The organism is Amycolatopsis endophytica (assembly GCF_013410405.1).
GTDB lineage: Bacteria > Actinomycetota > Actinomycetes > Mycobacteriales > Pseudonocardiaceae > Amycolatopsis_E > Amycolatopsis_E endophytica.
Window position 1 is genome coordinate 5,071,760 of record NZ_JACCFK010000001.1, and the last position, 17,826, is coordinate 5,089,585.

The 17,826-nt window shown below is 71.3% G+C and carries 15 protein-coding genes and 2 pseudogenes; 12 read left to right on the top strand and 5 right to left on the bottom strand.

What is annotated here, in order from left to right; translation table 11 throughout:
* Positions 1–14 precede the first annotated feature (14 nt).
* Both HNR02_RS24965 and HNR02_RS24970 read left to right on the top strand, forming a co-directional pair.
* Positions 15–1,412, top strand: coding sequence for an MFS transporter (locus HNR02_RS24965; RefSeq protein WP_179775542.1), 1,398 nt, complete (start codon positions 15–17; stop codon positions 1,410–1,412).
* Entirely contained in the window at positions 1,409–2,626 is a 1,218-nt protein-coding gene (locus HNR02_RS24970; protein WP_179775543.1) for an FAD-dependent monooxygenase, read from the top strand. The genes HNR02_RS24965 and HNR02_RS24970 overlap by 4 nt, the downstream gene beginning before the upstream one ends.
* A gap of 22 nt (positions 2,627–2,648) precedes the next feature.
* Here HNR02_RS24970 and HNR02_RS24975 read toward each other — a convergent pair whose 3' ends face one another.
* On the bottom strand, positions 2,649–3,662 hold the full coding sequence (locus HNR02_RS24975; RefSeq protein ID WP_179775544.1) for an Lrp/AsnC family transcriptional regulator: 1,014 nt from the start codon (positions 3,660–3,662) through the stop codon (positions 2,649–2,651).
* A 104-nt stretch (positions 3,663–3,766) separates the two neighbouring features.
* Here HNR02_RS24975 and HNR02_RS24980 point away from each other — a divergent pair, with 104 nt between their 5' ends.
* Genes HNR02_RS24980 through HNR02_RS24995 form a run of 4 tightly spaced genes read left to right on the top strand, consistent with a single transcriptional unit; the run spans position 3,767 to position 8,046 of the window.
* The gene (locus HNR02_RS24980) at positions 3,767–4,993 is read left to right on the top strand and encodes a M20 metallopeptidase family protein (protein ID WP_179775545.1); all 1,227 of its coding nucleotides are present in this window, start codon (positions 3,767–3,769) and stop codon (positions 4,991–4,993) included.
* Entirely contained in the window at positions 4,990–6,339 is a 1,350-nt protein-coding gene (locus tag HNR02_RS24985) for an MFS transporter (protein WP_179775546.1), read from the top strand. The genes HNR02_RS24980 and HNR02_RS24985 overlap by 4 nt, the downstream gene beginning before the upstream one ends.
* Positions 6,314–7,117, top strand: coding sequence for a cyclase family protein (locus HNR02_RS24990; protein WP_218903083.1), 804 nt, complete (start codon positions 6,314–6,316; stop codon positions 7,115–7,117). Before HNR02_RS24985 ends, HNR02_RS24990 begins: the two co-directional genes overlap by 26 nt.
* Complete coding sequence (locus HNR02_RS24995; protein ID WP_179775547.1) at positions 7,114–8,046, top strand: MBL fold metallo-hydrolase; 933 nt, start codon at positions 7,114–7,116, stop codon at positions 8,044–8,046. The genes HNR02_RS24990 and HNR02_RS24995 overlap by 4 nt, the downstream gene beginning before the upstream one ends.
* Before the next feature lie 391 nt (positions 8,047–8,437).
* Here the strand turns inward: HNR02_RS24995 and HNR02_RS25000 are convergent, their stop codons facing one another.
* Positions 8,438–9,361, bottom strand: coding sequence for a helix-turn-helix transcriptional regulator (locus HNR02_RS25000; RefSeq protein ID WP_218903085.1), 924 nt, complete (start codon positions 9,359–9,361; stop codon positions 8,438–8,440).
* A 24-nt stretch (positions 9,362–9,385) separates the two neighbouring features.
* Here HNR02_RS25000 and HNR02_RS25005 point away from each other — a divergent pair, with 24 nt between their 5' ends.
* Both HNR02_RS25005 and HNR02_RS25010 read left to right on the top strand, forming a co-directional pair.
* Complete coding sequence (locus HNR02_RS25005) at positions 9,386–9,829, top strand: nuclear transport factor 2 family protein (protein WP_179775548.1); 444 nt, start codon at positions 9,386–9,388, stop codon at positions 9,827–9,829.
* Entirely contained in the window at positions 9,826–10,674 is an 849-nt protein-coding gene (locus HNR02_RS25010; protein ID WP_179775549.1) for an NAD(P)H-binding protein, read from the top strand. Before HNR02_RS25005 ends, HNR02_RS25010 begins: the two co-directional genes overlap by 4 nt.
* Before the next feature lie 23 nt (positions 10,675–10,697).
* Here the strand turns inward: HNR02_RS25010 and HNR02_RS36970 are convergent.
* Positions 10,698–10,946, bottom strand: a pseudogene (locus HNR02_RS36970) (hypothetical protein); the annotation flags it as partial.
* Here HNR02_RS36970 and HNR02_RS36830 point away from each other — a divergent pair.
* Positions 10,936–11,814: pseudogene (locus HNR02_RS36830) on the top strand (MFS transporter); the annotation flags it as partial. The pseudogenes HNR02_RS36970 and HNR02_RS36830 sit on opposite strands and share 11 nt — an antisense overlap.
* Here HNR02_RS36830 and HNR02_RS35640 read toward each other — a convergent pair.
* Positions 11,758–12,465 (bottom strand): PaaX family transcriptional regulator C-terminal domain-containing protein, encoded by a 708-nt coding sequence (locus HNR02_RS35640; RefSeq protein WP_376772916.1) that lies wholly within the window; start codon positions 12,463–12,465, stop codon positions 11,758–11,760. The pseudogene HNR02_RS36830 and the gene HNR02_RS35640 overlap by 57 nt on opposite strands.
* Positions 12,466–12,823: 358 nt before the next feature.
* Here HNR02_RS35640 and HNR02_RS25025 point away from each other — a divergent pair, with 358 nt between their 5' ends.
* Positions 12,824–14,599 (top strand): CocE/NonD family hydrolase, encoded by a 1,776-nt coding sequence (locus HNR02_RS25025; RefSeq protein ID WP_179775552.1) that lies wholly within the window; start codon positions 12,824–12,826, stop codon positions 14,597–14,599.
* A 207-nt stretch (positions 14,600–14,806) separates the two neighbouring features.
* Here the strand turns inward: HNR02_RS25025 and HNR02_RS25030 are convergent, their stop codons facing one another.
* Positions 14,807–14,947, bottom strand: coding sequence for a hypothetical protein (locus HNR02_RS25030; protein WP_179775553.1), 141 nt, complete (start codon positions 14,945–14,947; stop codon positions 14,807–14,809).
* 361 nt (positions 14,948–15,308) lie between these two features.
* On the opposite strand from HNR02_RS25030, the gene HNR02_RS25035 reads away from it, so the two are divergent.
* Both HNR02_RS25035 and HNR02_RS25040 read left to right on the top strand, forming a co-directional pair.
* Positions 15,309–16,715: an MmgE/PrpD family protein gene (locus HNR02_RS25035; RefSeq protein ID WP_179775554.1), complete on the top strand. Its 1,407-nt coding sequence runs from the start codon at positions 15,309–15,311 to the stop codon at positions 16,713–16,715.
* A complete protein-coding gene (locus tag HNR02_RS25040) occupies positions 16,700–17,824 on the top strand; it encodes a CapA family protein (protein ID WP_179775555.1) in 1,125 nt (374 codons plus the stop codon). Before HNR02_RS25035 ends, HNR02_RS25040 begins: the two co-directional genes overlap by 16 nt.
* The last annotated feature ends 2 nt before the right edge of the window (positions 17,825–17,826 follow it).

Consider the following 17,826-nt stretch of genomic DNA (forward strand, 5'->3'; position numbering starts at 1 on the left):
CGGAAAGGATTCCCATGACCACAACCCTGGCTCCTCCGGTGCGGGCCGGGAAGGCTGCGGTCGGGGCTCTCGGCGTGCTGGCCCTCGCCAGCGGTGCCCTGGAGTCGGTCGTGCAGCCAACGCTCCCGCTCCTGCAGCGCGAACTGGACATGGGGCCGGCCGCGGGGGCACTGCTCAGCATTCTGCTCCCGATCACCGGCGCGCTCGTGACGCCGTTGGCGGGCCGGTTCGGCGACCGCTACGGCGGGAAACGAGTCCTGGTCCGGCTGATGATCGTGGTGTGCGTCGGCGGCATGGTGTCCGCACTGGCGCCGGGCCTGCCCGTGCTGCTGGCCGGTCAGGTACTGCAGGGCGCGATGGTGGGCGCGCTGCCCCTGTCGTTCATCGTCGTGCGCAAACAACTGCCCGCGGGAGAGGCGAAGGTGGCCATCGGGGTGGTCAGCGGACTGTTCGTGGGCGGCGGGATGGCGGGCACGCTGCTGGCCGGGCCCGTGGCGGAGCAGCTGTCCCGGCACTGGATGTTCGCGCTCCCGACGATCGCCGTCACCGTGGCCACCCTCCTCGTGAGCCGGCTGGTGCGGGCGGACCCACCGGAGGAGTCGGACGACGCCAGGGTCGACTGGCCAGGACTGGTCCTGCTGAGCGGGGTGTTGATCACGCTCATGCTCGTGCTCGACCTCGCCCCCGACCTCGCTTCGCAACCGCTCCTGCTGTGCGGCCTCGTCGTCCTTCTGGCCGTGCTCGTGGCCGGCTGGATCGCCGTCGAGCGTCGCGCGGCCTCGCCGATGATCGATCTGCGCCTGCTGGCCCGGCCCATGGTGTGGAAGTCGAGCGTGCTGACGTTCACCATCTGCGTCGGTACCTCGATGGCGATCTTCCTCGTCACCCAGCTGTGGAGCGCGTCCGGTGACGGGTACGGCTTCGGGGCCGATGCCACCGAGATCGGCCTCTTCCTGTTGCCCAGCACCGTGGTCGCGACGCTGGCCGGACCGCTGGGCGGGAACTGGGAGCGGCGATCCGGCTCACGTTCCGTGGCCACCGCCGGGGTGGTCGTCATGGCGGTCGCCCTGATCGCCATGTCGGTCGTGCACTCCGAGGCGTGGTACCTCGTCGTCGGCAAGGCACTGGTCGCACTGGCCAACGGCCTGGTCGTCACCGCGATGACGACCAGCATCGCCACCTCCTTCGCGGCGACCGAGACCGGCGTCGCCACCAGCCTGATCCTCGTGACCCGCGTGCTCGGCATGGCCTCGGGCGGGATGCTCGGTGGCGTGCTGCTCGCCGCCGGGACCCCGTCTGGGTCGGACGTCGCGGCCGAATCGTCGTACACCACCGGATTCGTCCTCGCCGGCGTCGTCACGGCGCTGGCCCTGTTCGTCACCCGCACCATGCACCAGGGAGTCAAGGCATGACCAGCACCGCGCCCAAGAGCCGGGTCCTGATTTCCGGGGCCGGCATCGCCGGTCCCACGCTCGCGTATTGGCTGACCCGCCACGGATACGCGGTCACGGTGGTGGAGCGGGCGCCCGCGGTGCGCAGCGGTGGCTATCCCATCGACGTGCGCGGCACCGCGCTGGAGGTCGTCCGGAGGATGGGAATCCTGCCACGACTGCGGGACGCGCACCTCGACCTGCGACGGCTGACCTTTCTCGACCGGAACGGCGCTGAGGTGGCCTCGGTTCACCCGCACGCGGTCACCGGCGGTGTCGAGGGACGGGACCTGGAGGTGCGGCGCGGGGATCTGACCGACGCGCTCTACTCCGCGGTCCGCGACGACGTGGAGGTCCGGTTCGACGACTCCATCGACACCCTGGTCCAGTCCGGCGACGGGGTCGACGTGACCTTTCGCGGCGGCGGCCAACGCACCTTCGACCTGGTGTTCGGCGCGGACGGTACGCACTCACGGACCAGGGAGCTCGTGTTCGGCTCCGAAACGCAGTTCCACCGGTACCTCGGCTACTGCTTCGCCGTGTTCCCCATGCGCAACACCTTCGGGCTCTCCCACGAGACCGTCATGTGGAACACGCCGGGCAGGGCCGCGGCGCTCTACGCGGTGGGGGAGGACGAGGAGGTGCACGCCTTCCTGAACTTCGACCAGCCGGAACCGCCGTTCGACGTGTTCGCGAACCGGGAGGCCCAGCGGGAACTCGTCGCCTCGGTCTTCGCCGACGCGGGATGGGAGGTCCCCGCGATGCTGACCGCCATGCACGAGGCGGACGACGTGTTCTTCGACGGTGTCAGCCAGATCCGCATGCCCCGCTGGCACAGCGGCAGGGTCGCGCTGGCGGGCGACGCCGCGTACGCGCCCTCGTTCCTCACCGGACAGGGTTCCAGCCTCGCGCTCGTCGGCGCGTACATGCTCGCCGGTTCCTTGGCGGGCCGAGACCACACCGCCGGGTTCGCCGCCTACGAAGACGGCACGCGTGAGTTCGTGGCCGTGAACCAGGGGCTGGTCGGCGAAGGCGGCGCCACGCTCTTCCCGACCACCGCCCAGGCTTTGGACCAGCGCAACGACAGGCTGCGCAAGCTCGTGGCCATGCCCGCCGCCGAGCCGCGACCGGCCCATTCGGCCCTCACCCTGCCCGACTTCATGCCCAGGAGGCCCGTGGCGGGCAGGAGGTGCTGATCGACAGCTCGTCGAGGCCCGCTCAGTAGGCCGCGAGCGCGGTCGGCGGGATCACCGTTTCGGTTGCCCGGCCGGCGCCGTCCAGCAGCCAGCCCATGCGTTTGGGCGTGCGGAGGTTGATCGCGTTGTCCCGGGTCCGCAGCCACGGCAGGTGCTCGCCCAGCTTCCGCTCGATGCGGAGCATGTCGTGCGGCGATCGCGTCCAGAAGGTCATGGCGAGGTTGGCGTCGCCGGTGGTCGACACGCACATCCGCAATTCCGGGAAGGTGGCGAGCGCTGCCACGGTCCTGCGGTGGTCGGCGGGCTCGACGTGCGCCGTCCAGGTGCTGCTCACCGTCCAGCTCGAGACTTCCGAGGCGAGTTCGCAGCGGAACGACAGCAGGTCCGAGGCGAGCAGCCGGCCGAGTTGCCTGCGCACGGTGGCGGGGTTCCGGTCCGTCGAACGGGCCAGGTCCGCCGCCGTGCTGCGCCCGTCGACGGCGAGCGCCTCGATCAACGGCCACGCGTCCCGTGGCGGTGCCGCCGGGACGCGCGCCGGTTCGCGGGCCGCAGCCCGGAAAGCGGACTCCTCTACCGGGCTGAGCGCATCGAGGCGCCAGTGGCTGCCGTGCCGGTGCACCGCCGTCGCGACGAAGGTCCGCTGGCGGGCCACTCCGGGAAGCCTCTCGAGATCGTCGAGCACGTACCGGGTGAGCGCGGCGAGGTCCTCGGTGATGACGGTCAGGAGGAGGTCCCGTCCGCGTGTCGACTCTTCGACGGTGACGGCGCGCGGGTCCGCGCACGCGGCGTCGACGACGGCCCGCCGGGCGCCGGGCAGGCAGTCCACCTCGACCAGTGCGAGCGTGACCCGCCGGTAGCTGCCGCCGGGGTGGGCGGTGATCCACGCGAGTCCGCGCTCCCGCAGCCTGGCCCACCTGGCCGCTTCGCCGGCCGCGGTGGTGCCCAGGATGCGTGCGGCCTCGGCCCACGGGATCCGCGGCGCGACCTGGAGGCCGTGGAGCAGCCGCAGCTCCTTCTCGTCAAGGATCGGATGCACGGAAATCACCGAATCAGTCTCTCTGTTGCACGAATCCATCGGAATCACGTGATCGTATCGCGGCAGATCGCATACTCGCTCCTCTCAGACGTTCGGAGGACGAAATGAGTCTGCTCGACGACGCGCACGCCATGCGTGACGAAGTCGTCCGGCTTCGGCGGTTGCTGCACTCCCAGCCGGAGCTCGGCCTGCAGCTGCCGCGAACGCGGGACGCGGTGCTCAACGCCCTCGACGGCCTGCCGCTGGAGATCTCGACGGGCCGGGCGACCACATCGGTCACGGCCGTGCTGCGCGCGAGCGGTGCGCTGTCCGGCCGGCCCCCGGTCCTGCTGCGAGGGGACATGGACGCGGTGCCGGTCCAGGAGGAGACCGGGCTGGCGTTCGCCTCCACCGTGCCGGGTGCGGCCCACGCGTGCGGGCACGACCTGCACACCGCCATGCTGGTGGGCGCGGCCCGCCTGCTGGCCACTCGCCGGGCGGAGCTGGCGAACGACGTCGTCCTGATGTTCCAGCCGGGGGAGGAGGGCTGGGAAGGCGCCAGGGCGATGATCGAGGAGGGGGTGCTCGACGCCGCGGGGGAGCGCGTCGGCGCCGCCTACGCCCTGCACGTCTTCTCGACCCTGCCCCAGGGTTTTCACCTCCGGCCGGGCGTGGTGCTGGCCTCCTCCTCGCGTCTCGACGTCACCGTGTCGGGCTGCGGCGGCCATGCCGCCACACCGCACCTGGCCCGGGACCCGGTGCCGGCCACCGCCGAGATGATCACGGCGTTGCAGGCGCTGGTGACCCGCCGGGTGGACGTGTTCGACCCGGTCGTCCTCACGGTCGGCGTCGTCGAGGCGGGAACGCGGCGCAATGTCATCCCGCCGACGGCACGGTTCGAGGCGACGCTGCGCACGTTCTCCGACGCGGCCGCGGTCCGGGTCGGCGCCGAAGCCCGGCGGCTGGTCGAGGGCATCGCCGCGGCGCACGGGCTCGAGGTCGACGTCCGATTCGAACGTGAGCGTCCGGCCACGGTCAACGACCCCGGTGAGGCCGCGTTCGCCGGGCAGACGATCTCCGAGGTCTTCGGGGGGAGCCTGCTGAGCCGGCTGAAGCATCCGTTCACCGGATCAGAGGACTTCTCGCGGGTCCTGGGCGAGGTGCCCGGTGCGTTCATCGCAGTGGGCGCGTTGCCCGCCGGGACCGATCCGGACACGGCACCGTTCAACCACAGCGGACGGGCGATGTTCGACGAAGCGGTGCTTCCCCTCGGCGCGACCCTTCTCGCGGAGCTTGCGTTGCGCCGTCCCCGTTCCGCCGCGACCACCGAGATTCCGGAGCGTTCACGATGACCACGAACCCGCACGAAGGTGGCCGGCGGCGTGCCGGCCGGACCATGCTCGGCATCTGCCTCGGCCACGCGATCGAGTGGTACGACTGGGGCATCTACACGATCTTCGTCCCCTTTTTCGCCGAGCAGTTCTTTCCCGGTGACACGGCGGGATCGGCGCTACTGGCCGGACTCGCGGTCTTCGCGGTGGGTTTCGTGGCGCGGCCGCTCGGCGGCCTGCTCGTGGGCAGGCTGTCCGACCGGGTCGGCCGGCGTCCGATGATGAGTCTCACGGTCGGCGGCATGGCCGCCGCGAGCCTGATCATCGGCTTCGCTCCCACTTACGCCACAGCCGGCGTAGGAGCGTCGCTGATTCTGCTGGCTTGCCGGGTGCTTCAGGGACTGGCGGCGGGTGGCGAACTCCCCTCGGCGCAGACGTACCTGGCGGAACAGGCTCCCACCCGTCGCCGGGGTCTGTGGTCGAGCCTCATCTACATCGCGAGCGTAGGGGGCAACTCGGTCGGCGTGCTGCTCGGGCTGGCCCTGTCGTTGACCTTGACGCATGAGGAGATGGTCGCTTACGGCTGGCGGATCCCGTTCGTCGTCGGCGGCGTGCTCGGCGTGATCGCGTTGTGGGTCCGGCGTTCCCTCGCCGAGTCCGCGGTTTTCGTCAAGGAGCAGGGAGGTGCGGCGCGGAAGCAGCCGTTCTGGCCCGACCTGCTCCGCCACCGCCGCGCGGCGCTGCAGGTGATCGGCATGTCGGTCGGACCGACCGTCGTCTACTACGCCTGGGTCATCGCGGCACCCGCCTACGCCATCACGACACGGCACCTCGACTCGAGTTCCGCCCTGCTGACGGGGGTGCTGTCCAGCCTCGTGCTCATCGCGGTGCTGCCGTTCTGGGGTGCGCTCTCGGACCGGATCGGGCGGCGGCCCGTGATGCTGATCAGTCACCTGGGTACCGCCGCGACGTTGTTCCCGCTCCAGGCGCTCGATCTCGGGGACGCCGTCCAGCTGGGGATCGCGATGTCGATCGCGATGGTCTTCATCGGAGCCGGGGTGTCGATCCTGCCGGCGGCCTACGCGGAGCTGTTCCCGACGCGCATTCGCACCGCCGGGCTGGCCGTGCCGTATTCGGTGGCGGTGGCTGTCTTCGGGGGCACGGCGCCCTACCTGCAGACGTGGGCCGGACAGACGTTCGGGCCTGCGTTCTTCACCGGTTACGTCGTCCTGCTCCTGCTGGTGTCGGCAGCGACCGTGCTGACGCTCCCCGAAGGACGCGGGGCGGACCTGGCCACCCTTCGCCGGGCGGCTCCCCAGAGCATGAGGAAAGCTGAAGATCATGACACCGCTCGACATGCTGGCTGACGGCGTCACGGTCGTCGACCTCGCTCAACCGCTCGAGGTCGGGATGCCCGCATCGCCCACCCACCCGCCCTTCGAGTTCGCGCTGCGCCACCGTCACGGTGACTTTCCCCATCCGGGCGGGTTCACTGGCTCGCACGAGATCATGGTGCTGGGCGGACACGTCGGTACCCACATGGACGCGGTGAGCCATGTGGCCGTGGACGGCAAGCTCCACGGCGGTGTGCCGGTCGCGGAAGCGATGCACGCGGGTCGCTATCGCGGTCACGGTATCGACCAAGTGCGGCCCCTCGTCTGCCGTGGGGTGCTGTACGACGTGCCGCGGAGCCGGAAAGTCACGCGGCTGGACCCGGGCACGGCCGTGGGGGTGGCCGACCTCGCGGCCGGGCCCGAGCCGAAGCCCGGTGACGTGGCGCTGATCCGGACGGGGTGGGCACAGCTCTGGCACGACTCGCGGTCCTACGTCGGTGACGATTCCGGGGTACCCGGCATCGACCTCGGTGCCGCGGAATGGCTTGCCGGACACGGCGTCGCCGCCGTCGGTGCCGACACCATCGCCCTTGAACACCGCCCACCCGGCCCTGGACCCGCTCCGCTGCCGGTCCACCGGCTTCTCCTGCACGAACACGGCATCAATCTGATCGAGGTGATGGCTTTGGAAACCCTGTCCGAGACGCTGTCGTCCGCCGGCACCGCGGAATTCCTCTTCATCGGCGCACCGCTCAACGTGGTGGGTGCCACCGGAGCGCCGATTCGCCCGCTGGCGGTGGTCGGGGCATGAGCGGCGACACGATCCGGCTGGGAGACGTGACGGTGACCCGCGTGGTGGAGTGGAGCGGGTCGATCAGGACGGTGAGCGCCTTCGTTCCCGACAGCACCCCGGAAGGCCGCGCGGCACTGACCCCGGAGTTCCGCAACCCGGACAACGACGCGTATCACTGCGCCATCCAGAGCTGGGTGTTGCGCAGCGAAGGGCGCACCATCGTCGTCGACACCGGTGCGGGAAACGACCGTGAACGTCCGCAGATCCCGCAGTTCGACCACCTCCAGACCCCGTTCCTGGAAAACCTCCGCCGTGCCGGTGTCGAGCCCGAGGACGTCGACCTGGTGGTGAACACCCATGTCCACTACGACCACGTCGGCTGGAACACCCGGTTGGACAACGACGAGTGGGCACCGACGTTCCCCAACGCCCGCTACCTCATTCCGCGCGTCGACCGCGACTACTTCGACCCCGGGAACGAACACCGCCGTCCCCCGGTGCACACCGACGCCGACCGCCTGCGCCGCCGGGGCAGTCACCTCGTCTTCGCCGACAGCGTCGCGCCGATCCTCGAGCAGGGGCTCGCCACGTTGTGGGAGGACGGTTACGCCGTCGACGGGAACCTGACGCTGGCACCGGCGCCCGGGCACACGCCCGGATCGTCGGTGCTCAAGCTGAATTCCGGCACGGACCGGGCGTTCTTCGTCGGGGATCTCCTGCACAGTCCGGTCCAGGTGGCCGAGCCGGCGGCCAACAGCTGCTTCTGTGAAAACCAGGCGGAAGCGCGGGCAACGCGTTCCCGCTTGCTCGGCGAGGCCGCCGAAACCGGTGCATTGGTCGTACCGGCGCATTTCCCCGGGCGGGGTGCCGCCGAGGTGCGCAGATCGGGGGAAGGCTATGAGCTGCACAACTGGGCCGCCTTCGAGCCGCCTCCCATGGCGGGCTAGCAGGTCGATCAGCTCCGTGTGGCTTCCTGCGCGAGTGCCGGATCCGAGGGCCTTGCTCACCGGCCCGGTCGCGTAGCGGACGCCCGCACGCCGCGACCGTACCGCGCGGACGTAGGTCTTGAGCAGGCTGGCGGTGATGAACGCGGCCAGGAACCCGGCGAAGATCGGCGTGGTGGCCGGGTTCCCGCGCCGCGGCCTGGAAGAGATGGCGGCGCGTTGGCGACCTATCGAGCCCGGACCCGGCAGAAGGAGCAGATGCTCGCGCTCGTCGCCGAACTGCGACGAAAGGGCCGCGGTCGTCACGGCCCTCGCCCTGAACGACTACCTGACCGGCCTCACCTGTGCCGCGCCTGGCCGGCCGGAGTCGAGTACGTGAGGTGTGGCGAAGCCGTCAGAGCCGCTCGAGGGCGGCGGCGCTCGAGCTGCCCGGCTCGGCCGTGTACATCACCAGGGTGTGTCCCGCGCCGGGGAACAGCAGAGTGGCCCGATCCAGTTCCAGTTCTCCCAGAACCGGGTGGTTCACCCGCTTGCGGACGGCGGGGATGGGGCGCACGTCATGGTCACGCCAGCCGGCGGCGAAATCGGCGTCGTGGGCGGCGAATTCGTTGATCAGCTCGGCCAGCGCACGGTCGGCGGGGTGTTTCACGATGGCCGTCCGCAGTTGCGCGGCGAATTGCCGCGCGAAAGTCGCGTCCGCTGCCGGCGCGGCGTTGCACAGGGTGCCGGCCAGCCGCAGAGCGAGCCGGACGGCGTTGCGCTCGCCGGGCGCCACCAGGCCGAAATCCGTGATCAGGGCCACCGCTGCGCGGTTCCAGGCGACGATGTCCTGCCTGCTGTTGACGATGTAAGCCGGAATGGTGCCGAGCCGGTCGAGGATCGCTTGTGCTTCCACGGGGATTCGCTCGTGCTCGCGGTGCGCGTCGGGCAGGATCTGGCCGGCCAGCCCGGCCAGGTGCTCGCGCTCCGCCCCGGTGAGCTGGAGGGCTTTCGCGAGCGCGTCGAGCACCTGCGGAGACGGGCGGGAGGCGCGTGCCTGCTCCAGCCGCTCGTAGTAGCTGACCGAGACCTGCGCGCGGGCCGCGACCTCCTCGCGGCGCAGGCCGGGCGTCCGCCGGGCGCGCTGTCCCGGTCCCTGCGCGCCCCCGGCAGCCTCCGGTCGCAGGCTTTCCCGGCGGCGGCGGAGGAAATCGGCGAGCTCTTGTCCGGACACACCGAGATCATCCCATGCGGCGTCCGGCTTGACCTCGCACTGGCAGTCCGGGGCTAACGCGTGGGTTCCCCGGGTGCATGGCGGCTGGGCACGCTGGTCCGGCAAGCGGAATTTCCCGAGGAGGATGACGTGCCCAGTGCACCGGAGAAAGTGTTTCGGCGGCTGCTCGACCTGATGCTGAACAAGGAGATGAACGCTGTCGCGGATCTTTGGGCCGAGGATGGCACCGCGGAATTCCCCTTCGCCGACGGTGATGCCCCACGGCGACTGACCGGGCGCGAAGAAGTCCGCGGTTACCTGGCCGGATACCCGGAACTGCTGGATGTGCGGGAAGTCGCCGCGCTCACCGTGTGGCCGACCGGGGACACGGACACCGCGGTGGTCGAGTGGACGGCCGAGGGGCGCGCGGTTCGCACCGGCGAGCGCTACCGGCTGGATTACGTCGTCGTGCTGACCGTGCGGGATGATCTGATCACGGTGTATCGCGACTATTGGAGCCCGCTGGCGACGGCTCGCGCGGCCGGGCGGTTGCCCGAGCTGATCGCTTCGCTCGACCGGGGCGATGTCTCGTGACCGGGGTGCTCGTGACCGGAGGCACCGGGAAGACCGGTGCGGCACTGGTCGAACAGCTTCGCGGTGCCGGAGTACCGGTGCGGATCGCGAGCCGGCGCCCCTCCGCCGTCGATCCCGACGCGATCCGATTCGATTGGGAGGACCCGAGTACACACGAAGCCGCGCTGCGCGGCGTGAATCGCGTCTTCCTGGTTCCCCCGGTGGACAGCGTCGACCCCTTGCCCCTGGCCGGGCCTTTCCTGCGCCGGGCGCGGCGGGCCGGCGTGCGCCGGGTCGTGCTGCTCGGTTCCGCCATCGTCCTGCCGAACGCGCCCAGCGCGCTGGAGCTGGCGGCGCAGGTGCGGGCCGAGCCGGGTTGGGTGGTGCTGCGCGCCTCGGGGTTCATGCAGAACTTCTTGCGTCCGCATCCGCTGGGGGAACGCATCAACCGGCTCGGCGAGATCCGCACCGCGGCCGGCGACGGCAAGGTGGGGTGGATCGACGTCCGGGACATCGCGGCTGCCGCGGCGGCTTTGCTGGGGGAGCCCGCGGTCCGCGTCGCACGCGACGACTACCTGCTCACCGGGCCCGAAAGTCTGAGCTACGGCGATGCCGCGGCAGCCATCACCGCCCAGGCGGGCCGCCGGATCCGGGTACGGCGGATCGAGTCGGACGAGCAGGCCGCGGCTTACCGGGCCGCCGGGCTGCCCGCCGAGTTCGCCGCTGCCCTCGCGACCGTCGAGGACGGGATCCGGCGCGGGCGGGAAGACCGCGTCAGCACGGCCGTGCTCGACTTGACCGGCCGACCGCCCCGCACCTTCGCGCGATTCGTTGCTGAGCACGCGAACGAGTGGCGCGCGAAGTGACACGGGGCCGGGTGCCCGTTGGCTCAGGCCGGCAAGGGAAGCCGCTCGGTCAGCGTCGTGACCTGGTTGCGCGGGCCCGCGACGATCACGCCGGCGAGCCCCGGGTCCCAGCGGGAGCCCCGGCCGGGTGCCGATGCCCCGGCCCCGAGGACGGCCGCCGCGTTGACCGACACGGTGATGTCGGCATACCACCCCCGCCACGAGCGGACCTGGTAGTGATCCAGTCCGGTTTCGTTCTCGGCCTGCTGGAAGCATTCCTCGATGCGGCAGCGGGTCCGGCGGTCCAGGCCACGTGCAGCAGGCTCGAGCGGAGTGGTGCGTGGCAGGCCTAGCGGCGGCGAAGCACGGCACGGTGGCCGCGGGTGCGAGCAGGAACCGGGCCGATCACCTGCGGCGGTTCGGCGAGACGTGGTGGACGGCAGCCGCGGCCCTCGCCTCGGCCACTTGCGGCAGGCGGGACCGGTGGAGGCGGACGAGCTGGCCGGGCCAGCCTGGAGCGCGTCGGCCGTCGTGCCTCCCCGGCCGGCCTGGCGCTGCACTACGGCCGCAGGACGAGCTTCCCGGCGGCGTGACCGCTCGCGCTCAGCTCCTGAGCCTTCGCGGCGTCCTCCAGCGGAAGGTTCTCGTGAGCTTGCCCTCGCCCGCGAGGCGGGTGTACTCGCCGAGGCGGGAACCGAACGGGGCGCGGTCAACTCGCTCTGCCACCTGATCGGTGACCGGCTCCGGCTGGCTGTCGGTCGCGGAGGACACAGCAGTTCCGCGGTGCTGGTGGCGTCGGCTCTGGCGTGTCTGTTCCAGGTGGTGGGGATCGGTTTCTACGCGCGCCTTTCCGATCGTTACGGGCGGCGCTCCGTCATCATCGGCGGATCCGTGCTGGGCATCATCACCGCGTACCCCGTCCCGTGGGCCCTCGTGAACGGATCCACGGCGCTCCTGTACGCGGGCATGGTGCTCGGCATGGGCGTGGTCCAGTCCGCTGTGTACGGGCCGGCGGCGGCGTTCATCGGCGAGGTGTTCGAGACCCGCTACCGCTACACGGCGTCCTCGTTGAGCTACCAGCTCGCCTCCACGGTCGGCGGGGTGTCACCGCTGATCGCGGCGAGCCTGGCCATCGGGGGCAGCTTCGTGCCGGTCGCCGGATACATCATGGCCGCGTACGTGGTGGGTGCGATCGCGGCGGCCTTCGCGCGAGAGGGACGGACCTTGAACCTGCGCCAAGGAGCTGTCGACGCGAGCGAGGACCTCCCCGAAACGAGCCTCGGCACCGGGACCGAGCCGGTCGTAGAGCCCGATGAACAGTGCGTAGGCCGAGGGACGGGCCCACTGCTCGGGAAGAAGCTCCTCCGGCAGCTCCGGGTCGCGATCGCGGAAGGCGAGCCATTCGCTCATCAGCTGCGTGCGGTAGACGAGCGGGTTGCCGGTCGGCGCGCGTGTGGCCGCCGGGCGATGCGCGCCGAGGAAGTCCCGGTACGCCTGGTCGAGGGAGTCGAGGTCGTAGATCGAACGCAGCGGCGTCTCGCCGGTGCCGCGCGGGACGTGGGTCGCCCGCAGAACGTGTCCATCAGGCGCCTCGAGTTCGTCGGGCAGCGCCGCCGCCGGCTGCGACAGATCACGCGGGGAGATCCGGATGCCGTCGTGGAGCAGGGCGAAGCCGAGCGCGCGAAGCTTGTTCCGCAGCGCGCCACGGGCCGCGTTCGGCCAGTCCGGCAGCGAAAACGTGAGGACCGTCCAGGTCGACTGTGGGCACTTCCACCTCGGTCGGGTATCACGGCCGGTCCGCTTGCTCAACACATTGAACTGCCCGTGTTCGGTGAAATGGCTGTCGAGGGGGAGGGGTCCGCGGCGATGGACCCGGGACTCGAGGACCGGATCGTGCTGGTGTCCGGCGGAGGGGCGGCATCGGCGCGGGCATCCGGCCTCCCCACCGGCCTAGGGGGTTTCCCAAGCGGGCCTCGTCCAGCTGACGGCGCTCTGTCGCCCGCACCGGCTGACCGGGCAACAGACGGTGTCGCCCGGCGTCGGTGCGTCGCCGGGCGGGGTGGCGGCCGGTCCCGCGCGGAGGCAGCCAAGGATCGCTTGACAGCCGCACCGCACCCTTGCCAATATCAGGAACCCTGATATGCAACATCGGCGTTGGAAAGGATCGGGTATGCCTGAGGACACCCGTCCGAGGCGTCGGAGGACGCTGCTCGTCACCGCTGTCACGCTGGCCCTGCTGGCCGGGGTCCTCGTCGCCGCCGTGACGACGCGCAGCGAGGAAGCGACCGCTGCCTCGTCGCTCGGCGCGTACCGGCCGGCGTCGCAGTACCACGAACGGGTCACCGAGTCGTTCTACCTGCCGATGCGCGACGGCACCCGGCTCGCGGTGGCGCTCGACCGTCCCGCTGTCGGCGGCAAGGCGGCCCCGGGGCGCTTTCCGGTGCTGTGGCAGCACAGTCTGTCGATCGACCGCAAGCCCGAGGACGGCGCGGGCCCGAAGACGGGCGGCATCCAGACGATGCCCACGCTCACCGACAACGGGTACGTCGTCGCGCAGGTCGCGCGGCGCGGGAACGGTCAGTCCTTCGGCGTCCGCCGCGGTTACAACGACCGGATCGAAGCGCTCGACGCCTATGAGGTCACCGAGTGGCTCGCGGCGCAGCCCTGGTCCGACGGCAACGTCGGCATCTACGGCTGCTCGAACACCGGCGACGCGGCCATGCACGCCCTCACCACACGCCCGCCGCACCTCAAGGCCGTCCTCGCCGGATGTTTCTCCTGGGACAAATATGACGCCTGGCGGGCCGGCGGGATCTCCGCGCAATGGGGCTTCGGTCCCTCCCGCACGATCGAGCAGGACATGGCCAACAACCCGGTCGACGGTGACGCGGACAAAACCCTGCTGCACGAGGCCGCCGTGGAGCACCAGCAGTCCACTGTGCTCGCCGACCTGTGGCGCTCGATGCCCTACCGCGACAGTTTCTCCCCGCTCGTCGCGTCCCGCTTCTGGTCCGAAGGCAGCGTCGGCACCTACGCCGACCAGATCCGCCGTTCCGGCGTCCCGGTCTACGTGATCGGCGGCTGGCGCGACGAGTTGCGCGGGCAGGGCATTGCGACGCTGCTGAACGTGCCGGGTTCCCGGCTGCTCATCGGCCCGTGGAAGCACTGCGAGAACGCGGGTTTCGCCCTCGTCGAGGAGGCACACCGGTTCTTCGACCAGCATCTCAAGGGCATCGACACCGGCATCGACGCCGAACCGCGGATCCATTACGCGACCCCGGACTCCGATGTCCCGGACGCGACCGGCCTGGCGTGGAAGTCGGCCGGTACCTGGCCACCCGCGGGCTCCGTGGCCCAGCCGGCCCAGCTCGGCGGCGACGGCGTGCTCGGCTCGGCGTCGTCGGGCACGCGCGCGTTCACCGTCGACACAACGGTCCGCTGCCCGGTCGACGTCGGCAGCGGACCGGCCGCTCAACCGTGTCCCGTCGGCGGAATCGCGTGGACCGGCCCGGCACTGGAGCGTGACACCGAGCTGACCGGGACACCCGTCGCGGACCTGAGCGTGCGGCTCGACCGCGGCGATGCGCACGTCTTCGCCTACCTCGAGGACATCGCGCCGGACGGCACCAGGACGGTGATCACCGACGGGCGTCAGCAGGTGTCACTGCGTGCCGAGCAGCCCGCGCCGTACGCCTTGCCCGCCGGCGTCCCGTGGCAGCGCGCCTATGCCCAGGACGCCGCACCGGTGAGGGCGGGCGAGGTCGTGCGCCTGCACTTCGCGATGTTGCCGACCTCGTACCAGGTGCGCGCGGGCCATCGGGTGCAGGTGACCGTGAGCGGCTACGACACCCGCGAGACCGGCGTCCTGCCCGACGCGAACGGAACCCGGATCGAGGTGCTCTCGGAGCCCGGTGCGCCGTCCTCGATATCGCTGCCCACCACCTGAGGGTCTGCGCAGGCCGTCCGCACAGCGCGGGAGCCAGCGGTGCCACCGCGCACGCGGAACGCTTGCGGATCAGCGGCGAGGACCTGGACGCACACGGGGTCCGTGCCCGCGGCGAAGTGCCCGTCGACGCGGCGCTTGAGGGACCTGATCGACGTTCTCGGGGAAAAACCTGGGCGCAGCACGTTGTTCGCGTAGCCGGGAGCGAGCTCACGTGCGCTGCTTGGCGTGGCGGGAGAGCAGGAGCACCGGGACGATCAGGACCGTCGTCCTGCCGAAGGCGGCCCGGAACGCGAAACCGGACGACTCGGCCGGGACCGGGCCCACGGTCGCCTTGGCCGACGGCGGCATCGAGGTGATCTGGTTCGCGCCGGTGCCGGGATGTCGCGGGCCGCGAGCTCTCCGGTGAGGTGCTGGGTCAACGCGGTCACGAGCAGCGCGCTGATCCGCGATGCCTCCACCGATGAGCTGAAGTGGACCGTCACCCCGGTGGACCGTCACCCCGGTGGACCCTCATCTTCGGTACCAACTCGCAGCGGCGTGCCCTGGCCTGGGCCCGCCCCTTTTCCGCCCACCGCGCGGCACGGGAGGTCGTGCTTGACAGCGCGGCCACCTCGTTGCAAGTATCAGGAAACCTGATACACAACAGCGTCGTTGGAAGGGGATCGGGTATGGGAACCGGACGGGACCGGCGGGCCGTGGTGGGTGCGGCATGACCGCTCCGGCGCCGGAGCGACTGTCCTTCCGGCTCGCCGAAACGCTCACCTCCCTCAAACCCGGCGACCTTCCGGCGGACGTCCTCGACGCCGCCGCGGTGTCCCTGGTGGACCAGGTCGGCGTCGCGCTGGGCGGGGCCGGTCTCGGTGAGGGGTGCGGCGCCTTCGCCGATCTCGCACGGTGCGAGGGCGGCACTCCGCAGTCCACGCTGCTCGGCTTCGGTGGGCGGGTTCCGGCCGCTGCCGCGGCTTCGGTGAACGGCGCGCTCGCCCACGCCCTCGACTACGAGGACTCCGTCGACGGGCTTCCGGTGCATCCGCACGCCCAGGTCGTTCCCGCCGCACTCGCCCTGGCGGAGGCGCACGACCTCGACGGCGCCGCGTTGCTGGCCTCGATCGCGGTGGGCTGCGACCTCACGTGCCGACTCGCCGCCGCGACCGGGACCGAGCTGGCCGGCCACGGCTGGTACCCGCCCCCGCTCGCCGGTGCGCTGGGCGCCACCGTCGCCAGTGCGCACCTGCTCGCCCTGGGGCCAGGGCACACCGTCGACGCGCTGTCGCTGGTACTGATGCAGATGGGCGCCCCGGGGGAGATCAAGTACAGCCCCCGGTCACTGGTCCGCGGCATCCGGGACGGCTTCGGCGCGAACGCGGCCGTACGCGCCGTCCAGCTCGCGGCCGCGGGCATCCGCGGTTTCGACGCGCCGCTGGAGGGCCGGGCGGGATTCTTCGCGACGCACGTGTCCGGGCAGTACCGGCCGGAGGCGCTCCTCGACGGACTGGGGGAGACCTTCGCCGGGCCGCGGGTCAGCTACAAGCCGTGGCCCAGCTGCCGGGGCACGCACTCCTTCCTCGAGGCCGCGCTGGACCTGCGCGACGAGGCGGTTCCGGCCGGGATCGAGGCGATCGACCTCGCGGGAGCCCCGGTGAACGTGATGCTGGCCGAGCCACCGGAAGCCAAGCGCGCCCCGGCTTCGGCGATCGATGCCAAGTTCAGCCTGCCCTTCACGGTGGCCACCGCGTTCGTCGACGGACGGGTCGACCTCGGCTCGTTCACCTCCTTGGAACGGTCCGAGGTGCTCGAACTCGCGCGGCGCGTGACCTTCACCGCCGATCCCGCCTGGGACGTGCCGGACCGCATGACCTCGGCCCGCATGACGGTGCGACTGCGCGACGGGCGCGTGCTGCACCGCCGGATCGACGTCCCCCTGGGCAATCCCAGCCGCCCGCTGAGCGACGACGCGCTGCGGGCGAAGTTCGCCGCCTGCGCTCGCCACGCTCCCCAGCCGCCGCCCGACCCCGCACAGCTGGCCGCCGACCTGCGCGGCATCGCCCGCGAACCCAGCGTCCGTGCCGTCCTGGGCCGCCACTTGCCCGAGGAGACCCGATGCCCGTCGAACTGAACTTCGTCGGTGACCTGATGCTGTCCGCGCCCGGCCCCGCCCGGTACTTCGACAGCGCCCGCACCCGGCTGCGCGAGGCCGACATCGCGATCGGTCACCTCGAATGGCCGCACACCGACCGCGGCCAGGTGTGCGTGGTGGACATCCCGGCCCCGGCGAACCCGCCCTCGGCCATCGACGTCCTCGCCGAGGCCGGGTTCGACGTGCTGACGATGGCGGGCAACCACATGTTCGACCAGGGCCCGTACGGGATCGAGGACGCGGTCACCGCGTTGCGGCGCAACGGTCTGGCGCACACCGGTGCCGGAATGACGCTCGACGAGGCGCGGACACCGGCCGTGGTCGAACGGGACGGAGTGTCGGTCGGTTTCCTGAGCTACAACGCGGTCGGCCCGCGCGAGTCCTGGGCGACGCCGGTCAAGGCCGGGGTCGCGCCGGTCCGGGTGCTGAACCACTACGAGCTGGACGTCGCCTCGCCCGGCAGCGCGCCGGCCGAGTTCACCTCGCTCGATCCCGAGACGCTCGACGCGATGCGCGAGGACATCGCGGCACTGAGGTCCGAAGTGGACGTCGTATGCGTGTCGCTGCACAAGGGGATGGGGTTCGTGCACGCGAAGCTGGCGCAGTACGAGCGCCCGCTCGCGCACGCGGCGGTCGACGCCGGGGCGGACGTCGTCATCGGGCACCACGCGCACATCCTCCGCGGTGTCGAGGTCTACCGCGGGCGGCCGGTGTTCCACGGCATCAACCACTTCGTCGCCGCCTACACGCCGGAGACGGATCCGCTGGGACGCCACGGGAACCGGCCGCGGCCACGCAACGCGCCGAGCCTGGACTTCTTCACGCCCGACCCCGGTGAGGCCCCGTTCCCGTTCCCGCGCGACTCCCGGCACACCATCATCGCGAAGGTCGTGGTGGATGCCGGGGGAGTGGCCGAGGCCGGTTTCGTTCCGTGCCACATCGGTGGCGACGCCCGCCCCGTCCTTCATGGCGACGACGACCAGGGCCGTCGGACGATCGGCTACATGCGGCAGATCACGGCGGACGCCGGCCTGTCGGCGACCATCGTCGAGCGGAACGGGGAGGCGACGTTTTTCACCCGCTCCTGACG

Coding starts and splice junctions, on each gene's coding strand:
- HNR02_RS24965 (WP_179775542.1), top strand. CDS start 15: ATGACCACAACCCTGGCTCCTCCGGTGCGGGCCGGGAAGGCTGCGGTC.
- HNR02_RS24970 (WP_179775543.1), top strand. CDS start 1,409: ATGACCAGCACCGCGCCCAAGAGCCGGGTCCTGATTTCCGGGGCCGGC.
- HNR02_RS24980 (WP_179775545.1), top strand. CDS start 3,767: ATGAGTCTGCTCGACGACGCGCACGCCATGCGTGACGAAGTCGTCCGG.
- HNR02_RS24985 (WP_179775546.1), top strand. CDS start 4,990: ATGACCACGAACCCGCACGAAGGTGGCCGGCGGCGTGCCGGCCGGACC.
- HNR02_RS24990 (WP_218903083.1), top strand. CDS start 6,314: ATGACACCGCTCGACATGCTGGCTGACGGCGTCACGGTCGTCGACCTC.
- HNR02_RS24995 (WP_179775547.1), top strand. CDS start 7,114: ATGAGCGGCGACACGATCCGGCTGGGAGACGTGACGGTGACCCGCGTG.
- HNR02_RS25025 (WP_179775552.1), top strand. CDS start 12,824: ATGCCTGAGGACACCCGTCCGAGGCGTCGGAGGACGCTGCTCGTCACC.
- HNR02_RS25030 (WP_179775553.1), bottom strand. CDS start 14,947: ATGCCGCCGTCGGCCAAGGCGACCGTGGGCCCGGTCCCGGCCGAGTCG.
- HNR02_RS25035 (WP_179775554.1), top strand. CDS start 15,309: ATGACCGCTCCGGCGCCGGAGCGACTGTCCTTCCGGCTCGCCGAAACG.
- HNR02_RS25040 (WP_179775555.1), top strand. CDS start 16,700: ATGCCCGTCGAACTGAACTTCGTCGGTGACCTGATGCTGTCCGCGCCC.